The 17572-nt window shown below is 69.0% G+C and carries 18 protein-coding genes; 10 read left to right on the top strand and 8 right to left on the bottom strand.

Annotated elements, in window-relative coordinates; all coding sequences use genetic code 11:
* Positions 1 to 78 precede the first annotated feature (78 nt).
* The gene (locus OHB24_RS15970) at positions 79 to 819 is read left to right on the top strand and encodes a GntR family transcriptional regulator (protein ID WP_327639807.1); all 741 of its coding nucleotides are present in this window, start codon (positions 79 to 81) and stop codon (positions 817 to 819) included.
* Between the two features lie 12 nt (positions 820 to 831).
* On the opposite strand, the gene OHB24_RS15965 is transcribed toward OHB24_RS15970, so the two are convergent.
* Genes OHB24_RS15965 through OHB24_RS15955 form a run of 3 tightly spaced genes read right to left on the bottom strand, consistent with a single transcriptional unit; the run spans position 832 to position 3784 of the window.
* Complete coding sequence (locus OHB24_RS15965) at positions 832 to 1467, bottom strand: DUF47 domain-containing protein (RefSeq protein WP_327639806.1); 636 nt, start codon at positions 1465 to 1467, stop codon at positions 832 to 834.
* Positions 1464 to 2426, bottom strand: coding sequence for an inorganic phosphate transporter (locus tag OHB24_RS15960; protein ID WP_327639805.1), 963 nt, complete (start codon positions 2424 to 2426; stop codon positions 1464 to 1466). The genes OHB24_RS15965 and OHB24_RS15960 overlap by 4 nt, the downstream gene beginning before the upstream one ends.
* A 29-nt stretch (positions 2427 to 2455) precedes the next feature.
* Positions 2456 to 3784, bottom strand: coding sequence for a phytase (locus tag OHB24_RS15955; RefSeq protein WP_327639804.1), 1329 nt, complete (start codon positions 3782 to 3784; stop codon positions 2456 to 2458).
* A 177-nt stretch (positions 3785 to 3961) separates the two neighbouring features.
* On the opposite strand from OHB24_RS15955, the gene OHB24_RS15950 reads away from it, so the two are divergent.
* From OHB24_RS15950 to OHB24_RS15925, 6 genes are read left to right on the top strand one after another with little or no spacing between them, the layout of a single operon-like run.
* On the top strand, positions 3962 to 5158 hold the full coding sequence (locus tag OHB24_RS15950) for an ABC transporter substrate-binding protein (protein WP_327639803.1): 1197 nt from the start codon (positions 3962 to 3964) through the stop codon (positions 5156 to 5158).
* Between the two features lie 30 nt (positions 5159 to 5188).
* Positions 5189 to 7042 carry an ABC transporter permease gene (locus tag OHB24_RS15945; RefSeq protein ID WP_327639802.1) on the top strand — a complete coding sequence of 618 codons (1854 nt, stop codon included), beginning with the start codon at positions 5189 to 5191 and terminating at the stop codon, positions 7040 to 7042.
* A gap of 3 nt (positions 7043 to 7045) precedes the next feature.
* Positions 7046 to 8191, top strand: a complete 1146-nt coding sequence (locus tag OHB24_RS15940) for an ABC transporter ATP-binding protein (protein WP_327639801.1) — start codon at positions 7046 to 7048, stop codon at positions 8189 to 8191.
* Positions 8179 to 8949 (top strand): HAD-IA family hydrolase, encoded by a 771-nt coding sequence (locus OHB24_RS15935; RefSeq protein ID WP_327639800.1) that lies wholly within the window; start codon positions 8179 to 8181, stop codon positions 8947 to 8949. Before OHB24_RS15940 ends, OHB24_RS15935 begins: the two co-directional genes overlap by 13 nt.
* Before the next feature lie 23 nt (positions 8950 to 8972).
* Entirely contained in the window at positions 8973 to 9818 is an 846-nt protein-coding gene (locus OHB24_RS15930) for an inositol monophosphatase family protein (protein WP_327639799.1), read from the top strand.
* Positions 9815 to 10615 carry a Cof-type HAD-IIB family hydrolase gene (locus tag OHB24_RS15925; RefSeq protein WP_327639798.1) on the top strand — a complete coding sequence of 267 codons (801 nt, stop codon included), beginning with the start codon at positions 9815 to 9817 and terminating at the stop codon, positions 10613 to 10615. Before OHB24_RS15930 ends, OHB24_RS15925 begins: the two co-directional genes overlap by 4 nt.
* Positions 10616 to 10621: 6 nt before the next feature.
* Here the strand turns inward: OHB24_RS15925 and OHB24_RS15920 are convergent, their stop codons facing one another.
* Positions 10622 to 11119, bottom strand: a complete 498-nt coding sequence (locus OHB24_RS15920) for a DUF5709 domain-containing protein (RefSeq protein ID WP_327639797.1) — start codon at positions 11117 to 11119, stop codon at positions 10622 to 10624.
* Between the two features lie 67 nt (positions 11120 to 11186).
* Between OHB24_RS15920 and OHB24_RS15915 the strand changes: the two genes are divergently transcribed.
* Both OHB24_RS15915 and OHB24_RS15910 read left to right on the top strand, forming a co-directional pair.
* The gene (locus OHB24_RS15915) at positions 11187 to 12341 is read left to right on the top strand and encodes an FUSC family protein (protein ID WP_327639796.1); all 1155 of its coding nucleotides are present in this window, start codon (positions 11187 to 11189) and stop codon (positions 12339 to 12341) included.
* A 70-nt stretch (positions 12342 to 12411) separates the two neighbouring features.
* On the top strand, positions 12412 to 12534 hold the full coding sequence (locus OHB24_RS15910) for a hypothetical protein (RefSeq protein ID WP_327639795.1): 123 nt from the start codon (positions 12412 to 12414) through the stop codon (positions 12532 to 12534).
* 238 nt (positions 12535 to 12772) lie between these two features.
* On the opposite strand, the gene OHB24_RS15905 is transcribed toward OHB24_RS15910, so the two are convergent.
* Complete coding sequence (locus tag OHB24_RS15905) at positions 12773 to 13246, bottom strand: OsmC family protein (RefSeq protein ID WP_327639794.1); 474 nt, start codon at positions 13244 to 13246, stop codon at positions 12773 to 12775.
* Positions 13224 to 14384, bottom strand: coding sequence for a phosphatidylinositol-specific phospholipase C1-like protein (locus OHB24_RS15900; protein ID WP_327639793.1), 1161 nt, complete (start codon positions 14382 to 14384; stop codon positions 13224 to 13226). Before OHB24_RS15900 ends, OHB24_RS15905 begins: the two co-directional genes overlap by 23 nt.
* A gap of 89 nt (positions 14385 to 14473) precedes the next feature.
* Here OHB24_RS15900 and OHB24_RS15895 point away from each other — a divergent pair, with 89 nt between their 5' ends.
* On the top strand, positions 14474 to 15091 hold the full coding sequence (locus OHB24_RS15895; RefSeq protein ID WP_327639792.1) for a TetR/AcrR family transcriptional regulator: 618 nt from the start codon (positions 14474 to 14476) through the stop codon (positions 15089 to 15091).
* A gap of 30 nt (positions 15092 to 15121) precedes the next feature.
* Here OHB24_RS15895 and OHB24_RS15890 read toward each other — a convergent pair whose 3' ends face one another.
* Together OHB24_RS15890 and OHB24_RS15885 are read right to left on the bottom strand one after the other, a co-directional pair.
* Positions 15122 to 15514, bottom strand: a complete 393-nt coding sequence (locus tag OHB24_RS15890) for a DUF3592 domain-containing protein (protein ID WP_238151433.1) — start codon at positions 15512 to 15514, stop codon at positions 15122 to 15124.
* 194 nt (positions 15515 to 15708) lie between these two features.
* Complete coding sequence (locus tag OHB24_RS15885) at positions 15709 to 17571, bottom strand: DUF5107 domain-containing protein (protein WP_327639791.1); 1863 nt, start codon at positions 17569 to 17571, stop codon at positions 15709 to 15711.
* Position 17572 lies beyond the last annotated feature (1 nt).

Here is a 17572-nt window from a genome sequence, read left to right as displayed (position 1 = left end):
CTGCACCCAATCGCGCCAAAAGGTCGTTGATGCTGACATAATGACAAAGAGGCCAAGGTGTGAGGTGGAGGAAAGCAGATGGAGACCCTCGACGAACTGATCACGATCGATCGGTCGAGTCCGGTGCCGCTGTACTTCCAGCTGGCGCAGCGGCTGCAGCAGTTGATCGAGTCCGGCCAGATCCCGTCCGGCGCCCGGCTGGACAACGAGCTCGTCGTCGCCGAACAGCTCGGCCTGTCCCGGCCCACCGTGCGTCAGGCGATGCAGTACCTGGTGGAGAAGGGGATGCTCAGCCGCAAACGCGGCGTCGGCACGTCGGTGGTGAACAACCGCGTTCGCCGCAAGGACGTGCGCTCCAGCCTGTACGAGGATCTCGAGCGCGCCGGCCGCCGGCCTCGCACCGAACTGCTCTCCTGTGAGGTCGTGCCGGCCACCGAGGAGATCGCGACTGCCCTGGCCATCGAGCCCGGGACCAAGCTGATGGCGTTGCGCCGGTTGCGATACGCCGACGACGAGCCGCTGGCGATCCTGCGCAATCACATCCGGGCCGACCTCGGCATCACGGCGGAGAGCCTCGAGCGCCGCGGGCTCTACCAGTTGCTACGGGCGGCGGGCAGCGAGATCAAGGCGGCCCAGCAGACTGTCGGCGCCCGGAAGGCGACGGCAGCCGAAGCCTCGCTGCTGCAGGAGCCGCGCGGCGCGACCCTGCTGAAGGTGCACCGGGTCGCGTACGACGCGCATGGCCGACCGGTGGAATACGGCCGTGACCTCTACCGCGCTTCGTTGTACTCCATCGACTTCTCCGTCGGCTTCGACTGAGCCGCGATCCGGTCAGTGGCTGCGCTTGAGCATGGCGTCGGACAGCGCGTCGGCGCATTCGCCGAGGCGTAGGCCGACGACGTCCAGCCGGCGCAGCAGCTCGCGGCGCTTCAGCAGCTCGATCGACACCGGCAGCCGGAACAGCTCCGCCACCGCCGCCTGGTACTGCTGACGGACGCGCCCGGCACACTTGCGGACGGCGAGCGTCGACAGCGTCACCTCGGACGGCCGGCGGAGCAGACTGCCGATCGCCTGCCGCAGCAGGCCCAATCCGTTGCTCACCATCGCGAGCGTCTCGATATCAGCGGGCTCCGGCTTCGCGTCGTACAGATCGGTTTCCCGGACCAGATCGCGCAGGTTGTCCAGGACGTCGTCGATCGAGCGGGACAGCCGGTACAGGTCCTCACGGTCGATCGGCGTGGTCAGAGCGACCGCCAGCTCGCCGACCAGTGCGGCCCGCAGCGCGTCCCCGTCGTGCTCGACGTCCGCCATGGCCGATCGGGCGTCGGCCGGGCTGAGCTCGCCGGTGGTCATCCGCCCGACCACCTCGACGCCCTCGATCACGGCCCGCAGTTGTGCGTCCAGCGCATCGAGGATGCGATGGTGCGCCCGGCCGGTCAGATCGCCGTACAGCCTGCGAATTCTCATCTCAGTCCTCTCATCGCCACACCGGCCACCAACCCACCGACCAGGCCGGCGGGAAGAGTCACCGTCCACGCGACCAGCAGCGGTAGCGCGTGCTGCCAGCGCACCGAACGCGTCCCGTCGGGCAGCGCCGCACCAACCAGTCCACCGGCGGCGGACTGCGTCATGCTCACCGGTACGCCGAGACCCGCCGAACCGAACACGGCCACCGACGACGCGAGCTCGGCCGAGATCACGTGCCCGGGTCGCAGGCGCAACAACGCCACGGTCGCACCACGCCCGACCCGACGCAGGCTCGTCGCGGCACCGGCCGCGAAGACCCCCGCGATCGCCACGGCCGGCAGCAGATGCGTCCCCAGCCCCAGCGGATGCCCAGCGACCGCAGCCGTGATCGCCGCGACGGCGAACATCTTCTGTCCGTCGTTGGCGGCATAGGCGAGGCTCTGGACGGTGAACGCGAGCAACTGGACCGCGCCGGTCCAGCGGGCCGTCCGGCCGATCCGCAGGCGGCGGACCACCTGCCCGAGCAGAACGGCCAGCGCCAGGCCGGCGAAGGGAGCCGCGGCGCCGAGCGCGAGGACGATCCCGAGCCGCGCCCAGTCCGGGGCGTCGCCGCGGCCCAGTGCGGCGCCGGCGATCGCGCCCAGCAGGGCCAGCGTGATGCTGGTCGGAATCCCTCGCCAGGTCAGCAGCAGCACCACCAGGATCGCGACCGTGGTGCCGCCGAGGAAGATCAACTGCCCATCGACCCCGGCGACGTGAACGACCCGATCGGTGAAGGTACCGGCGACGCGTAGGCCGAACAAGCTCGGCCCGGCGGCGACGGCGAGCGCCAGCAGCGTCAGTACGCCGGCGCCCGATGCACCGCGATGGCGGATCGCCAGGGACAACAGAGCTCCGCCGTCGTTGGCTCCACAGATGAACACGAAGGCCGTTGCGGCCACCACCAGCAGAACAGACACGACGGCGGAGCTCCTTTCCTGCAAGGGATTCAGTCGTCCAGGCCGGTCGCCTCGGCGACGTCGGACCAGTCGACGAACTTGAAGTTCGTGTTGACCCTGGGCTCACCGTCAGGGCCGATCACGTCGGGCGCGTTGTGCCCGTCCTGCACCACCAGCAGTCCGTGCGGGAACGCGGGACCGAACGAGCCACTCGACACTCCCGCACCGTCGCACTCCTCCGAGCCGTCGATCGAGGCACCGGGCGCGATCCGGAAGTCGGCCAGGAACCGGCCGGGGCCTCTGCGGTCGTAGGCGGCGAAGGTGTTGTCACCCTGGCTGGAGGCGAGCAGATAGCCCCCGCCGTGACCGTCGTCGTAGATCGTCAGGCCTTCGACGTCGGCGGTCAGGTGCTTGCCGCCGAAGCCGGGATCCGCACCCTTGACGCAGGTTTCGGTGGCGTCGTCGTACGTGCTGGGAACGCCGTAGTCGCGAACCCGGTCCAGCAGTACCGGCGTCCCGGTGAGGTGAGCGGAGATCTTCCAGATCCCGACGTCCTCCTGGCCCGCGTACAGCGTGCCGGTTCGGGCGTCGACGACCATGCCCTCGACCTGCGGTGTCGCGCCGGGGTCCTCACAAGGAGTCCAGGTGCCACCGTTCGGCAACGGGAAGGACGCGGGCAGGTCGATGGTCCGGACCGGCACGTAGTTGATGCGTCCGGCAACGACTTTGAGCTCGACCAGGCCGACCGAGGTGGTGTGCCGCCGGCTGGCGATCGCGTACATCCGGCCGGTCTGCCGGTCGGTGAAGGAGGCCACGCCGTACGCCGTCTGCTGGTCGTCGACCTCCGCCTCGGTCGCGGCGAACACCCGCGGCACCGAAGCAGCCGTGACATCGGTGAGCGGCGCGGCCGGGTGGGCCGGATCGATCTTGTAGGTGCGGATCCGGTCGCGGCCGCGGTCGGACACCACCGCGACGTCGAACCTGCCGTCCGGGAACCGCACACCGGTCAGCAGGTCGACGTTGTTGAACCGCCCCGGAGCCGCATCGGGAGCCGGCGCCGCCGGCGCCGGCAGGGACTGGACCACGGCACCGGACAGGTTGTAGACCCGCAGGCCGCCTTCCTTCGCCGTGGCGATCACGAGGCTCCGGGACGGATGGGTCTGGTCGCGCCAGATCGCCGGGTCGTCCGCGTTTGAATTGTTGCCATCGGCATCGTCGTACAGCGCGGGGGTCTCGCTGACCGCGTAGACCGGGGCGACCGTCGTCGCGGGCCGGCCGGCGGCGAGCGAGGCCGGCGTACCGAGTCCCGGAACCGCCAGGAGTCCGAGACCGGCGGCCAGCGCGGCCGGGCGCAGAAGAGATCGTCGAACAGTGGACACCGCTACCTCCAGAGTGGGGTAGAGCAGGGGGGAATGTTCGTTGGACCGTACATCAGTATGTCATTACTAACAACGGTTCAAATCTTCTTCCGAAGATCAGGTCCTTATGTCTTGACATACCGACTTAATCGGGTGGACGCTGGCGGCAACTCGGGTCCCCTCCAGGAGGTACCGCTCATGTCCAGCAGCACCCCGTCGCGGCGCCGTACCGGATCGATCGTCGCGGGGCTCAGCCTCGCGGTGCTGGCGATCGCGGCCTGCGCGCCGTCGACCGCCACGAACAGCACGGGCTCCGGCACCGACGAGGCCGCGTACGCCGAACCGGTGATCGACAGCGACTTCGACCTGGCCGCGCTCACCGCCGCCGCACAGAAGGAAGGCTCGGTCACGGTCTACGACAGCACCGGTGACATCAAGAAGGTGGCCGACGCCTTCCAGAAGAAGTACGGCATCAAGACGAACGGGACGAAGTCCGACGTCGGTGACACGCTGGAGAAGATGACACGTGAGGCCCAGGCCAAGAACGTGACCATCGACCTCACCCTGTACGAGGACGGCCCGAGCCTGGTCGGCCAGCTGCTGCCGCAGAAGACCGTCTACAGCTGGATCCCGGCCGACCTGGCCGACCAGATCGACGAGGCCGGCCGGAACCCGCTGATGGTGCTCTCCAAGGCCAACGTGTGGATCTACAACCCGAAGGTCTTCCCGAACGGGTGCCCGGTCGACAACCTCTGGGACCTCACGTCGCCGGACTGGAAGGGCAAGGTGACGATGCAGGACCCGCTCGGCAAACCCAACATCGTCGAGTGGTTCAACCAGATGGGCTCGTCGTACGACGACGCCCTGCGCACGGCGTACAAGGCAGAGACCGGCAAGGACCTCAGCACCACCGAGTCGAGCGCGGCCAAGGAATGGGTCAAGCAGCTCGCCAAGAACCAGCCGGTGCTCACCACCTCCGACGACGACGTGTCCGCGGCGGTCGCCTCCCCGAACCAGACCGAACCCCGGATCGGCCTGGTGTCGATCGCGAAGTTCCGCGACATCGAGGGCAAGAAGTACCAGATGAAGGTCTGCGACACCCTGAAGCCGTACGTCGGCTACCAGTACCCCAAGTACGGCGCGATCGCGACCGGTACCAAGCACCCGAACGCGGCCAAGCTCTTCCTGCGCTTCGTGCTGACCGAAGAAGGTATCTCGCCCGAGATGGGATCGGGCGGTATCTCGAGCAGCAAGGCCGTCGCGCCGAGCAAGAACAACCCGCCCGGCCTGACCGACTGGCCGAACCAGTTGATGACGTTCGACTCCAGCAAGCTGCTCACCGACTACCGGGACGCGCAGTCCATGCAGGACTTCTGGCGCCTCAACCACCACTGACCCCGCTCCGACGTCCCGGAGGTCCCATCCATGGTCATCACCGACAGCCGTCCGGCGCCGCCCCCTCCGGCGCCGGCGGCACCTCCCGCCTCCCGGCTGCGCCGCTGGCGTTACCGGCTGAGCATCGCGCGGCACGAACCGACCCTGGTGATCGGTTTCGTCCTCACCCTGCTGCTTCTCTACCTGGTGATCGCTCCGCTGGTCGCCGTCCTGTCGGACGCGTTCCGGGTGCAGTTCGGCGACGAGCCGAAGACCGGGCAGCCGGCCGGCGGGTGGACCGGCTACTACCTGTGGCGGGTGTTCCGCTCACAGATCAGCTCGATCCTGTTCTGGCAGCCGCTCGTGAACACGTTGATGGTCGCGGTCGGCGTGACGGTGCTCGCGCTGCTGCTCGGCGGGGTCAGCGCCTTCCTGCTGACCCGGACCGACATCGCCGGCCGGAAGTGGTTGTCCACCGCGCTGGTCGTGCCGTACATGCTGCCGTCCTGGACCTTCGCCCTCGCCTGGCTCGCGTTGTTCAAGAACGATCGCTCCGGCGGCCAGGTCGGGATCCTCGAGGCACGGGGGATCAACACCCCCGACTGGCTGGCGTACGGCGCCGTACCGATCATCATCTGTCTCGGCGTGCACTACTTCCCGTTCGTGCTGCTGCTGTTCGGCAACGCGTTGCGCCGGCTCGACTCGCAACTCGAGGACTCCGCCCGGGTCCTCGGGGCCGGTCGCCGGACGGTCCTCGGCCGGATCACCCTGCCGTTGATGCTGCCGTCGCTGTCGTCGTCCGTGCTGCTGGTGTTCGGCCGCGTCCTCGGCACCTTCGGTACGCCGTACATCCTCGGCCTGCCGGTCGACTTCAACCTGCTGTCGACCTCGCTGTTCTCCTCGGTCAAGAACCACGAGCCGGGGATCACCGCGGTCCTCGCGACCGTCATCGTCGTGATCGGGGTCGCAGTCGTGGTCGCGGACGCCCGGTTGCTGCGCGAGCAGCGCCGTTTCGTCACCGTCGGCAGCAAGGGTGCGATGTCGCGGATGATCTCGCTCGGGCGCTGGCGCCGTCCGGCCGGGCTGGTCGCGGCCGGGGTCTTCGTCGTCGGAGTCGTGGTGCCGGTGCTGACCCTGGCACTGTCGACGGTCACCACGACCCCCGGCGTCTTCCGCGGCGACAACTTCACCCTGAAGTACTGGCTCGCCGCCGACCTCCCCGGCGCTCCTGGTTTCCCGCACGGCATCCTCCGCGGCACCGAGTTGTTCCACGCCGCCTGGAACAGCCTGCGGATCGTCGGGCTGGCCGCCGTGATCTGCGGTCTCACCGGCCTGCTGATCGGGTACGTCGTGGTGCGTGCCGACGGGTCCCGGATCGCGGGCCTGCTCCGCCAGGTCAGCTTCCTGCCGTACCTGGTCCCCGGGATCGCCTTCGCCGCGGCGTTCCTGTCCCTGTTCGCCGTCCGCCGCGGACCGGTGCCGGCGCTCTACGGTTCGGTCACGCTGCTGGTGATCGTGCTCGCGGTGACCCATCTCCCGTACGCGTCCAGATCCGGCATCAGTGCGATGACCCAGCTCGGCCGCGAACCGGAGGAGGCCGCCCAGGTCACCGGCGCCGGCTGGCTGACGCGGATCCGCCGAGTGGTCGTCCCGATCCAGCGCGGCTCCCTCGTCACCGGCATCGTGCTGCCGTTCATCTCCGGCATCAAGGAACTCAGCATCGTGATCATGCTGACCACGACCGGCACCCAGTTGCTCACCACGCTGTCGGTCAACCTGATCGATTACGCCTACGACCAGATGGCCAATGCCGTCGTCCTGGTCATCGCCCTCGTCGCGTTCCTGGCGACCTACCTCACCCAACGACTGACCAGGACCAGCCTGGCATCCGGACTCGGAGGCTAGTCAGTGCCCACCATCGCGTTGCAATCCGTCAGCAAGTCGTACGGCGTCGGCCCACTCGCCGTGAACGATCTCGACCTCACCATCCCGGACGGGTCGTTCACCTGTCTGCTCGGGCCGTCCGGCTGCGGCAAGACCACCACGCTGCGCATGATCGCCGGACTCGAACATCCGACCGCGGGTTCCATCACCGTCGGCGACCGGGTGCTCGACTCGGTCGAGCAGGGCACGTTCGTACCGACCGAGCGTCGCGGTATGGGCCTGGTGTTCCAGAACTACGCGCTCTGGCCGCACCTGACCGTGCGCCGCAACGTCGAGTTCGGGCTCCGGGTGCAGAAGGTGCCCGCCGCCGAACGGACGGCCCGGGTCCGGGCCGCGCTGGAAATGATGCAGATCGAGCACACGGCCGACAGGTATCCGTCGCAGCTGTCCGGTGGGCAGCAGCAGCGGGTGTCGCTGGCCCGGATGCTGGCGGTCAACCCGTCGGTGCTCCTGCTCGACGAACCGTTGTCCAATCTCGACGCGACCCTGCGGCTGGAGATGCGAGCCGAACTGAAGCGTCTGCACGAGGAGACAGGTCACACCATTGTGTTCGTGACACACGACCAACTGGAAGCGATGACAATGGCCACCCAGGTCGCCGTCATGAAGGACGGCGTACTGCAGCAGCTGGCGCCGCCGATGGACGTCTACCACCGGCCGGCGAACACCTTCGTCGCGACCTTCGTGGGCAGTCCACCGATGAATCTCGCCCGCTGCGACGGCGAGGAGACGAGCTTCGGGGCACTCGCCCGCCGGTACCTGTCCCTGACGCACACCCGCAACGTCGACCGGGTGACCACCGTCGGCGTCCGTCCGGAGGCCATCCGGGTGGTGGACGCCGACCACCTGGGCAACGGGAAGGAGTGGGTGTTCGATGCGCAGGTGCGAGCTGTCCTGCCGACCGGTGCGGCCTGGACGGTCTCGGCGACCGTTGGCTCGACCGAGTTGTACCTGGTGTCGACCGACGAGATCGTCGCCACCACCGGTGATTCGTTGCGCTGTGCTGTGAAACGCAAGGCCTTGCAGGTGTTCGGGCCCGACGGCGACCGACTCGAACTGGGGACCGACGACCAGGCCGTCCGGAACGAGGTGGCGCAATGGATCGGCTGATCACGCCGGCGGCCCTGCTGTTGGACTTCGGCGGTGTGGTGGTCACGACGACGAAACGACCGACCTGGTCCACGGACCTGGCCGCCGAGATCCACGCGGAACTCGGCCGCAGCGGCCCGCCGACGCTGACCGTCGACGAGATCAGGAACGACATCGAGGCCGGGGCCGTCGCCGACTCCGGCTGGAAGAACGCGATGTCCCGGCCGGCCGCACCGCGCGAGCTGACCCACCGGGAGTTCTGGGCCGACTTCGTCGCGGCCGACTGGCCGGCCGGACCGCGCGCCTGGGTGACCGCGCACGCGACCATCCTGTGCAAGCGGATGGGCGAGCTCCGCAGCGACCGCCGGCAGCGCGACGGCATCCCGGAGCTGCTCGACACCGCGACGGCTGCCGGAATCCCGGTGGCGATCGTGAGCAACGCGCTCAGCGGCGCCGTCCACCGCGACTACCTGGATCGCACCGGGCTGGTGAAGCAGTTCGCGCTGCAGATCTACAGCGACGAGGTGGGGATCCGGAAGCCCAATCCCGAGATGATCTGGCTGGCGGCCCGGGCCCTCGACATCGAGGTCGAACGCACCTGGTACGTCGGTGACAACTTCGATCGCGACGTCCTCTGCGGCCGGCGGGCCGGTGTCGGTGCGGCCATCCTGATGGAGGCGAAGGGCACCTACAAGCGTCCGTTCCAGGTCCGCGCCGAGCCGGACGCCGTCGTACCGGGCGCGCACGAGTTGCGATCGCTGCTGCTCGAATCCCTCTGACCATCCCCCGACCGGAGATTCCTATGACCACCACATCTGGCCCTCAGGCACGCCTCGATCCTGACCGCGCCGCCCTCTCCCAGCACCTCCGGGAGGTTGCCGTCGACGCCGCCCTGCTGGTTGCGGACGACCTCCGCAAGGCCTTCCGAGGCACCATCGACGTCGAGTACAAGCGGGACGAGCACGATCCGGTCACCGCGCACGATCGCGCGGCGGAGGACGCGATCGCCGCCGCGCTCATCGGCGCGGTGCCGGACAGCGGCTTCGTGGGCGAAGAGGACGGTGACCGCCCCGGCCGGGCCGGCGAGGTGACCTGGTACGTCGATCCCATCGACGGTACGGCGAACTTCGCGCACGGCCTCGCGTTCTTCTGCACCTCGATCGGCGCCGCCGTCGACGGTCAGATCGTGGCCGGCGCGATCCTCGACCCGATGGCCGGCAACCTGTTCAGCGCGGACCTGTCCGGCGCCTGGCGCAACGACGAGCCGCTCCGGTCCCGCGGAGTGACCGCCGAAGCCCGCGCGATGCTGCTCACCAGCTATCCGAACGCCCGCGGGCTGGCGGACGACGGGGCCGCCGCGCTGACCCGCTTCGGCGAACTGGTCGGGAGCTACGGAACCCTCCGGCGCCCCGGCAGCGCCGCGCTCAGCCTGTGCCATGTCGCCGCCGGCTGGGCGGACGCCGCACTCGGTACGTCGATCAACGGGTGGGACATCTGCGCCGCACAGCTCATCGTGACCCAGGCCGGTGGCCGGTACGTCGGCTTCGGCGGAACGGGCTGGAACCAGCCGCACTACGCGGCGCACACCGCCGACCTCGAGCCGGTCGTCCTGGAGCGCTTCATCGCCGAACACCAGGGCGCCGCGTGAGCGGCGCGCCGCGGTACCCGTGGCTGGTCACCGACCTCGACGGCACGCTGGTCGACCGGGACCTGGAGATCCCGGCCCGCAACGTCGAGGCGATCGAGCGGTACCGGGCGGCCGGAGGGGTCGTGACGCTGGCGACCGGGCGCAACGAGCGCTCGGCCGGGCGGTACCACCGGCAACTGGGTCTCGAAACGCCGATGATTCTCTACAACGGGGCCCGGATCGTCGACCCGGCGACCGGCGCGCGGATGCTCGATCTCACCCTGGGCGATACCTGGGCGGCGATCGAGCGCGACGCCCTGCCGGGGCTGCCGGACACGATCGGTGTGGTCGGCTTCCAGGACCTCGACGCCTACGTGATCAAGCCGGCCCCCGCACTGAGCGAGTACGCCGCCCGCGACGGGATCGACCTGAAGACCTCGCCGATGCCCGGCCCGCCCACCAAGGCGATGCTGATCGCCGAGGCGCCGGGCGACCTGACCGAGCCGGCCGGGCTGATCTCCGGCGCGCACACCGGTGTCCGGCTGGTGCGGTCCGAGAAGACCTATCTCGAGATCCTTCCGGCCCACGCCGACAAGGGCAGCGCATTGCGGACCCTGGCCGTGCTGACCGGGCTGGACCTCGACCAGGTCGTTGCCATCGGCGACAATCCCAACGACCTCGAGCTGATCCAGACCGCGGCGCTCGGGGTGGCCGTAGGAGACGGCCACCCTCTCGTGCGCGACATCGCCGACCTGGTCGTCACCACGTGCACACAAGCAGCAGTAGCCGACCTGATCGACAACCACCTGCTCAGCTGAGGAAGGTCAGTCCTCCAGGTCGGTGACGTCTCCCAGGTCGACGTCGCGGTAGTTCTCGAGGTCCTGCTCGTCGTCGTCCTCGAGTTCGAACTCTTCGTCGACGACATGTACGGCGGCTTCCTCCGCGCCGGCGGCGGCGCCGTCGATGCCGACGTCCTCGGCGTACAGCTCGCTGTCGTCGTCGCTGCGCGCACCCTCGTCGGAGGCGACCAGGCGACCGGAGCGTTCGGTGCCGACCTGCGGGCCGCCGACGTCCTCGCCGTCTTCGGCGTACGGGTCGGAGTCCGGGACCTCCTGCGCGATCCGCTGGTCCAGCGTCTCGCCCTGTAGCGCCTCGTCGGCCGTCGTGCCGAAGCCTTCGCCCGCGGACCACTTCTCCGGCGGCGAGTACCCCTCGTCGAGCAGGTCGTCCACGCCACGGTCGTTCAGGGTGTCCGCCGGCTGCAGCTGATCCTCGTCGTCGACGCTGTAGCTGCCGTAGTCCTCACGGTTGTTCTCGGTCATGAGGCAACACTGAACTCCAAGGCACAGATGAATCAAGCTGGCGCACCTATCCCGCAGAATGGGGCCCGTGGATCCGGTCAGGCTGACGTTGGACCAGTTGCGGGAGCTGCGCGACGACATCGCGCCGCAGGCCGCGCGGCGGTCCCGTGCGTCGGTCCGCCGGCGGATCGATCGCTGGCGCAGCCGGGCCTTCTTCATCGCCCAGTGCGCGCTCGCCGCCGGCGTCGCCTGGGCCATCGCGCGGTACGCCGTCGGCCACAAGCAGCCGTTCTTCGCGCCGGTCGCCGCGATGGTCTGCCTCGGTTTCAGCTTCGGCCAGCGTCTCCGCCGGGTCGCCGAGGTGATGGTCGGCGTGGCGGTCGGGGTCGGCGTCGGCGACCTGTTCGTCAAGGTCTTCGGGACCGGCATCACCCAGCTGATCTTCGTGATCGCGCTCGCGATGAGCATCGCCGTACTGCTCGGCGCCGGGAACCTGATGACCACCCAGGCCGGCGTCCAGGCCGCGATCGTCACCACGCTGCTGCCCAACCCCGGCGCGGGCTTCAGTCGCTGGCAGGACGCGGCGCTCGGCGGACTGGTCGCGCTGGCGGCCGCCACGATCGCGCCGGCCGCGGCCATCAGGCGTCCTCGGCAACAGGCATCCGGCGTCCTGAACGAGCTGGCCGAGATCCTGGTCGAGACCGCCGACGGCCTGCGGGAACGCGACGAGGAGGCCGTCACCGACGCACTCCGCCGCGCCCGCGCCAGCGAGTCCCGGCTCGACGACCTGCGCAGCGCCGCCGAGGAAGGGGTCGCGGTCGTCCGGCTGTCCCCGTTCCGGCGCCGGCACCGCGGGCGGGTCCAGGAGATCGCCGATCTCGTCGTACCGCTGGACCGGGCGATCCGGAACACCCGGGTCCTGGTACGCCGGTGCGCGGTGTCGGTGTGGCGCGACGAGCGGATGCCCGACGAGTACCCGATGCTGCTCGAACGCCTCGCCGACGGCACCCGCCTGATCGGCGAGTCGCTGTTCGAGCCGGCCGCCGACGTCGCCGCGCACCGCGTGCTGGGCGAACTGGGCCGCCGTACGGCCGAGATGCCGCTGCCGATCGGACTGTCCGCGGTCGTCGTCCTCGGTCAGCTCCGCTCCACGATCATCGACCTCCTCGAACTGACCGGGACGTCGTACGACGACGCCCGGAAGCTCGTCCCGCTCCGCCTGGACGGGCTCGACGAGAAGTAGTTCGACCCAAGTGATTCAGGTCACATCGCGGATTCCCGTCATACCTTCGGGGCTGCGGCGTCTCACTGGCATGACGATCCACCGACTGATGACCACGATGGCCACCGAGCAGGTCCGCCAGCTCGAGGACCTGTTGGCCGTCGACAGCACCCAGACCCCAGACGACCGGACCGACGCCGCCGCCGAGCAGTAAGGCGCGAGCCGGACGAACGGACCCGGGCGGCGCACCCGGACGGTCTGGCCCACCGAGCCAGACCACACGGAAGTCGCACATCAAACGCAGAGGCGCCCCAGTGCGAGGCGCCGCCGGATCCGTTACCGGTGCACCGCCACAGAGGTGCACCTCACCACCCGCCGATTGTCCTGACACCGTTTGCGCGAGGTTCAGGCCAGTCGGCGGGTGGTTTTTAGTTGAAGGAAGGAAAGAAAAGTTAGACGGCGACCGTGATCTCGGTGGTCACGGAGTTCGCGATGAAGCACTCCTGGTGCGCGAGGTGGTGGATCCGCTCGATCGTCTCGGTGTCCGGCTCGGCGCCGTTCCACACGATCTTCGGGTTCAGCGTCACCTCGGTGATCGCCAGCCGGCCGGCGACGTTCTTCGCCATCAGGCCGACCGCGTGGTCGTCGTACGCGTCGACCACCAGCCGCTTCCGGGCCGCGATCGCCAGGAACGTCAGCATGTGGCAGGACGACAGCGCCGCCACGAACGCCTCCTCCGGGTCGACCGGGCCCGGGTTCCCCAGGTACTTCGGGTTCGCCGAGCCCGGCACCGTGATCCCGCCGTCGAAGCGCCACTCGTGGTCGCGGTCGTAGGTGTCATAGGTGAACTCGTGCTCACCACGGCTCCAGCTCACGTCAACCACGTGCTCCGACATGTTCAGCTCACCTTCCGACGACATCTCCATGGCACCACTTTGGTGCTGTCACAGGGTTGCATCGTACAGCGGTGTGCCCGGGCAGCTTGGCGACGAAATCGCTGTCGTACCGCGCGGCCATGCCGGCCACCGGCCAGTCCGTCGTCACCACCTGTGCACCGCTGGCCAGGGCGATCCCGAGCCGGGTGTAGTCCTTGTCCCGGATCGTCGCCATCGGCTCGTCCGACCGGGTCCGGATCAGGTACCCCTTCGACACCAGCCGCTGGATCTCGGCCTGGTTCGCGCCCCGCGGGTCGTTCACCTGGGTGATCGCCGCGTCCGGTTCACCCTCAGGACCCTGGGTGAAGACCGCCCGGCCCTCGAGGTTCTGGTGACCGGTCCGGTAGAGGTCGCGAATCGCGCCAGGGCCGCCGTTGTCGAAGTAGAACAGCACCTCGCCGCGCGCGTCATTCAGCTTCGGCCAGCCCTTGGTCAGGACCGACTGCTCCAGCGTCAGGCCGGGCTTGCGGACGTCGTCCGGCGTCAGCAGCTCCTTCTCCGGGAACACCGACCGGATCTCCTGATCCACACCCTCCAGGTTCGCCGCGTCCCACGGCGGCGACTGGACGCCGCCGGCCGCGACCACCTTCGGGTCGGACTGCTTGAGCTCGAGGTTGATCGTGATCGGCACGTGGTTCGGGTGCTGGTCGGACCACGACTTCACCTGCTGCAGGCACAGGACGAAGGTGTCGCAGGTGGTGTTGTAGTCGAAGTCCGGGACGTGCATGACCTTGATCCCGGGACGGGCCATCGCCGGGTCGGTGAGCGGACCCAGTCCGGTCAGCTTCCGGATCAGCGGGTACGTGTACAGGCCGCCGTCCGGGTCCGGGAGCAGGTCGAGTTCGAGCGTGCGGACGTTCTGGTCCTCGAGCTGCTGCGTGATCGGCGCGTGCGAGTACCAGAGGTCGACCGAGCCGGGGTTCAGGGTCTGCTGAACCTTCTGCTCGGCCGGGCTGAGTTCGCGGTGGTACGAGTTGTGCGAACCGATCATCTGGACCTGGTTGAACCGCAGGCCCGAGCCGTTCTCCGCGGACGCGGAGTTGTCCCGGGTGAGCGCCGTACCGGCGACCCCGGAGGCGGCCAGCGCGACGGATGCGAGGCCGACAACTGCGGATTTGTTGATGCGCATACGAGTTCCCCTCCTGCTCATGACCAACTGTCGGCAATCTGTCACAAAGAGGTGGCAACGTTGTCCCCCGGAGCGTGGACAATGAACGAATGGTGACTTCGGGGGCGTATCCGCTGCGCCGGACGCCGACCCAGGACCGGGCGAGCCGGCAGGTCGAGCGGATCCTGGACGCGGCCTGTGCCGAGGTGGTCGAACGCGGGTACGACGCGGCGTCGACGAGCGGGATCGCGAAGCGGGCCGAGATCGCGGTCGGCAGCGTGTACCGGTACTTCCCGGACAAGCGCAGCCTGATCCAGGCGATCGAGCGGCGGAACCAGGCGCGCTACACCGACGCGGTGCGCGAGCGGCTGGCCGACGTGACGAGCTGGCGCGGAGCGGTCGACGTCACGCTGGACACGTTCCGGGAGATGCACCGGACCGACCCGGGCTTCAAGGCGGTCGTGCTGAGCGGGCTCGGCGATCCGGAGCTGGAGGCGAAGCCGGGCGAGTTCGACGACCAGCACGCCGGCGAGTTCGCGGAGCTGCTGGCGGCGCGTTTCGGCGCGCGGGACTCGCGGGACTTCCGCCTGGCCGTGACGCTCAGCATCACGATGGGCGAGGCGCTCGCGCACCTCGCGGACAGGCTGTCCGCGGACGAGGCGGACTACGTTCTGGATCAGGGCCGGCCGGTGCTCTACAACCTGCTCGCCCCTCATCTTCCTGCTTGAGCCGGAGAGGAGGCTCAAGCAGGTGAACCGTCAGGCCGCGGAAGGCAGGCCCAGGGCCGGCCAGTGGCTGACCCGGCCGGCCAGGCGAGCCCGGCGTGGGGTCCGGACGTCGTACGCGACGATCACCCGGTCACCCTTGGCGTAAGTAATACGGCTCCCGACCGGGAACTTGCGAGCGACCTCGTACGGTCCCTCACCCCGGCGGGTGTAGTACTCGACGATGACCTCGGTGTAGATCGCCGGGGCACCGCTCTGCAGTTGGCCGCGGACCGGGCCACGCACCCGGATCACTCGTCCCGCGGTCTTCTCTTCCGTGCCGGTGGGGATCTGGGACGGCCGAAGGCCGGCCAGAACTTCGGTCACGATGAAGGCTGCGACCACCAGCACCAGGCCGAACCCACCGAGTACAACGATCGTCAACATGGCACTCACCCCCGACGCGTCGCCCGCGAGCGACGCGGTCGTTTGTCGAAACTGCCTTTGCGCGGCTTTTGCCGCTCACCCGGTGAGACGCCACCGGACTCCACTTGGTTCCATGTAATTCAAGAACATCTCTACAGGTCCATAGTAGAGTCCGGTGGAGCGGTGTTTCTAGAGGTAGAGTTGACCTGAAGTTGTCAGTTTTCGCCCATTCCGAACTGGTACTGCGGCGGAACTGGCCGCTGTGTGCCAAGTGCCTCTTCGGCGGCCAGCCAGTAGTCGGTGAGCGGGTTGGCGCCCTCCCGGACCGTGGCGAGCTGGATCCCCGCCGCCAGCAGTTCGTGCGCTGCGGCCGGGTCACCGGTCTCCAGTGCGTGCCGGACACGCAGCAGCTGGATCCGCGGGTCGTCGGGCGCGTGCTCGAGCATCCGCTCCGCCCGCTTCACGTCGGTGTCGAGTGCGGCCGCGACCGCCTCCACGACCAGCGGTACCAGGTCGGGCAGGAGCTCGACGGCGCGCTCGTAGTACTCCAGCTCTCCCGTGACTACACCGAGGTTGCGGAGTGCCCAGGCGTTGTCCCCGGACTGCCGCCACGCCTCGATCGCACCGTCGACGTCACCGTCGTAGTGCCGCGCGACGCCCCGGTGGTACCAGACGAGCCAGTTGTCCTCGGCCGCCTCCAGCAGGTCCCGCCAAGCCACCAGAGTCCCGTCCGGTACGACGTCAGTCGCCGGCAACTGCCCGTCGAGCAGCGGCAGCCACGCCTCCTCGCGCGACGTCATCGTGTCCTCGCTGAACGGCGTACCGCCCGACACGCTCCAGCCGGTGCGCTTGAGCTCCAGCGCACCCCAACCGGACCCAACCGCGAGCCGCTCCGCCGGAGCCGCATCCACAACGCCCAACCACTCGGCCTCACGCCCAGCCAATCCATCAAGCAGCACGCCCGACGCCGCAGCCCCCGCTTCCCGGGCTGTCTTCCAGTTCTCGGCGTGAGCAGCGCCGGCGTCCATCGAGACACGTCCGTAGGCCTCCAGCCAGTGCCACGAGGTCGCTGCAGGAAGCTTCAAATGCTCCATCTGAGTCCGAGCGAGCCCCGCCTGAATCTCGGCGTACCCGTCGCCGTCCAGCCCAGGGGACAACCACTCCTGCCACCGGTGTCCGCCGTCGCCCTGACCCCACACGAAGAGCTTCCGCCCTTGCAGCCGCGAGGTCGACGCCTGCACCAGTCCGTTGCCGTCCCCGTCAACGGACGCGATCCACGAGTGCTCCTCCGGCAGCGGTTCGAAGAAGTAGTCGACCGCTCGCGGGTGCCGCGTCGGATAGGTCAGATCCGTCTCCACGTCGACCAGGTCGAGGCGACTGCCGTACCCGAACCGCCAGGCCTGGTCCGCGGGCACGAGGACACGACGATCCGGCGACTCCGGCACCGCGATGTTCGACCACCAGTACGCCGGGACCTCGACGTCGGACGGGTTCTGCAGCCGTACGCCGACGTACAGGAACTCCGAGTCCTCCGGGAGCCAGAAGTCGAGTTGGGTGACGAGGTTGCGGGTGCGCTCGAGCTCCCACAGGCGCAGGACCGGCGTACCGTCCGGCCCTTCGACGCGGGCGGCGTGCATCGGCGCGCAGGTGCCGGTCCAGTGGCCGGTGCTGCCGACGTTCCACTCGACGCCGCCGGCGAACCAGGCGTTGCGCAGCGCGAGGTTCGCGGGCTGGAAGACCGGGTTGCGGTAGAGCAGCTCGGTCCCCTTGTGGACGAGCGAGTACAACCGGCCGCCGAGACTCGGTAGCACGGTCGCGCGGACGTGGTCGTTCTCCAGCACCAGGGCAGGCAGCGCTGTCTCGACCAGGGTGCGGTTGTACCCGTCCTGGTTGAGGCACGGCAGCGGGCTGTGCAGGCGCCCGTACTCGATGTTCTCCCGCAGGTCGGCGGGGACCTCGGCGATGTTCTCGACCTGGTGCGGTTCGCGCTGGGTGCGGAGTGGCGCGAGCGGGTTCTCCGGACCGATCGAAGCTGCAGGAAGTACGACGTTTTGAACAGAAAGGATCGTCACCGCCATA

The organism is Kribbella sp. NBC_00482 (assembly GCF_036013725.1).
In the GTDB taxonomy this organism is placed as follows: Bacteria; Actinomycetota; Actinomycetes; order Propionibacteriales; family Kribbellaceae; genus Kribbella.
The sequence above is the reverse complement of the archived record's forward strand: the minus strand, read 5'-3'. Positions and strand labels throughout refer to the sequence as shown.

Excerpts from the sequence above, each read along its gene's own strand:
- OHB24_RS15885 (WP_327639791.1), bottom strand. The coding sequence starts at position 17,571 with ATGGCGGTGACGATCCTTTCTGTTCAAAACGTCGTACTTCCTGCAGCT.
- OHB24_RS15930 (WP_327639799.1), top strand. The coding sequence starts at position 8,973 with ATGACCACCACATCTGGCCCTCAGGCACGCCTCGATCCTGACCGCGCC.
- OHB24_RS15890 (WP_238151433.1), bottom strand. The coding sequence starts at position 15,514 with ATGTTGACGATCGTTGTACTCGGTGGGTTCGGCCTGGTGCTGGTGGTC.
- OHB24_RS15950 (WP_327639803.1), top strand. The coding sequence starts at position 3,962 with ATGTCCAGCAGCACCCCGTCGCGGCGCCGTACCGGATCGATCGTCGCG.
- OHB24_RS15970 (WP_327639807.1), top strand. The coding sequence starts at position 79 with ATGGAGACCCTCGACGAACTGATCACGATCGATCGGTCGAGTCCGGTG.
- OHB24_RS15945 (WP_327639802.1), top strand. The coding sequence starts at position 5,189 with ATGGTCATCACCGACAGCCGTCCGGCGCCGCCCCCTCCGGCGCCGGCG.
- OHB24_RS15910 (WP_327639795.1), top strand. The coding sequence starts at position 12,412 with ATGACGATCCACCGACTGATGACCACGATGGCCACCGAGCAGGTCCGC.
- OHB24_RS15935 (WP_327639800.1), top strand. The coding sequence starts at position 8,179 with ATGGATCGGCTGATCACGCCGGCGGCCCTGCTGTTGGACTTCGGCGGT.
- OHB24_RS15900 (WP_327639793.1), bottom strand. The coding sequence starts at position 14,384 with ATGCGCATCAACAAATCCGCAGTTGTCGGCCTCGCATCCGTCGCGCTG.
- OHB24_RS15965 (WP_327639806.1), bottom strand. The coding sequence starts at position 1,467 with ATGAGAATTCGCAGGCTGTACGGCGATCTGACCGGCCGGGCGCACCAT.
- OHB24_RS15905 (WP_327639794.1), bottom strand. The coding sequence starts at position 13,246 with ATGGAGATGTCGTCGGAAGGTGAGCTGAACATGTCGGAGCACGTGGTT.
- OHB24_RS15920 (WP_327639797.1), bottom strand. The coding sequence starts at position 11,119 with ATGACCGAGAACAACCGTGAGGACTACGGCAGCTACAGCGTCGACGAC.
- OHB24_RS15895 (WP_327639792.1), top strand. The coding sequence starts at position 14,474 with ATGGTGACTTCGGGGGCGTATCCGCTGCGCCGGACGCCGACCCAGGAC.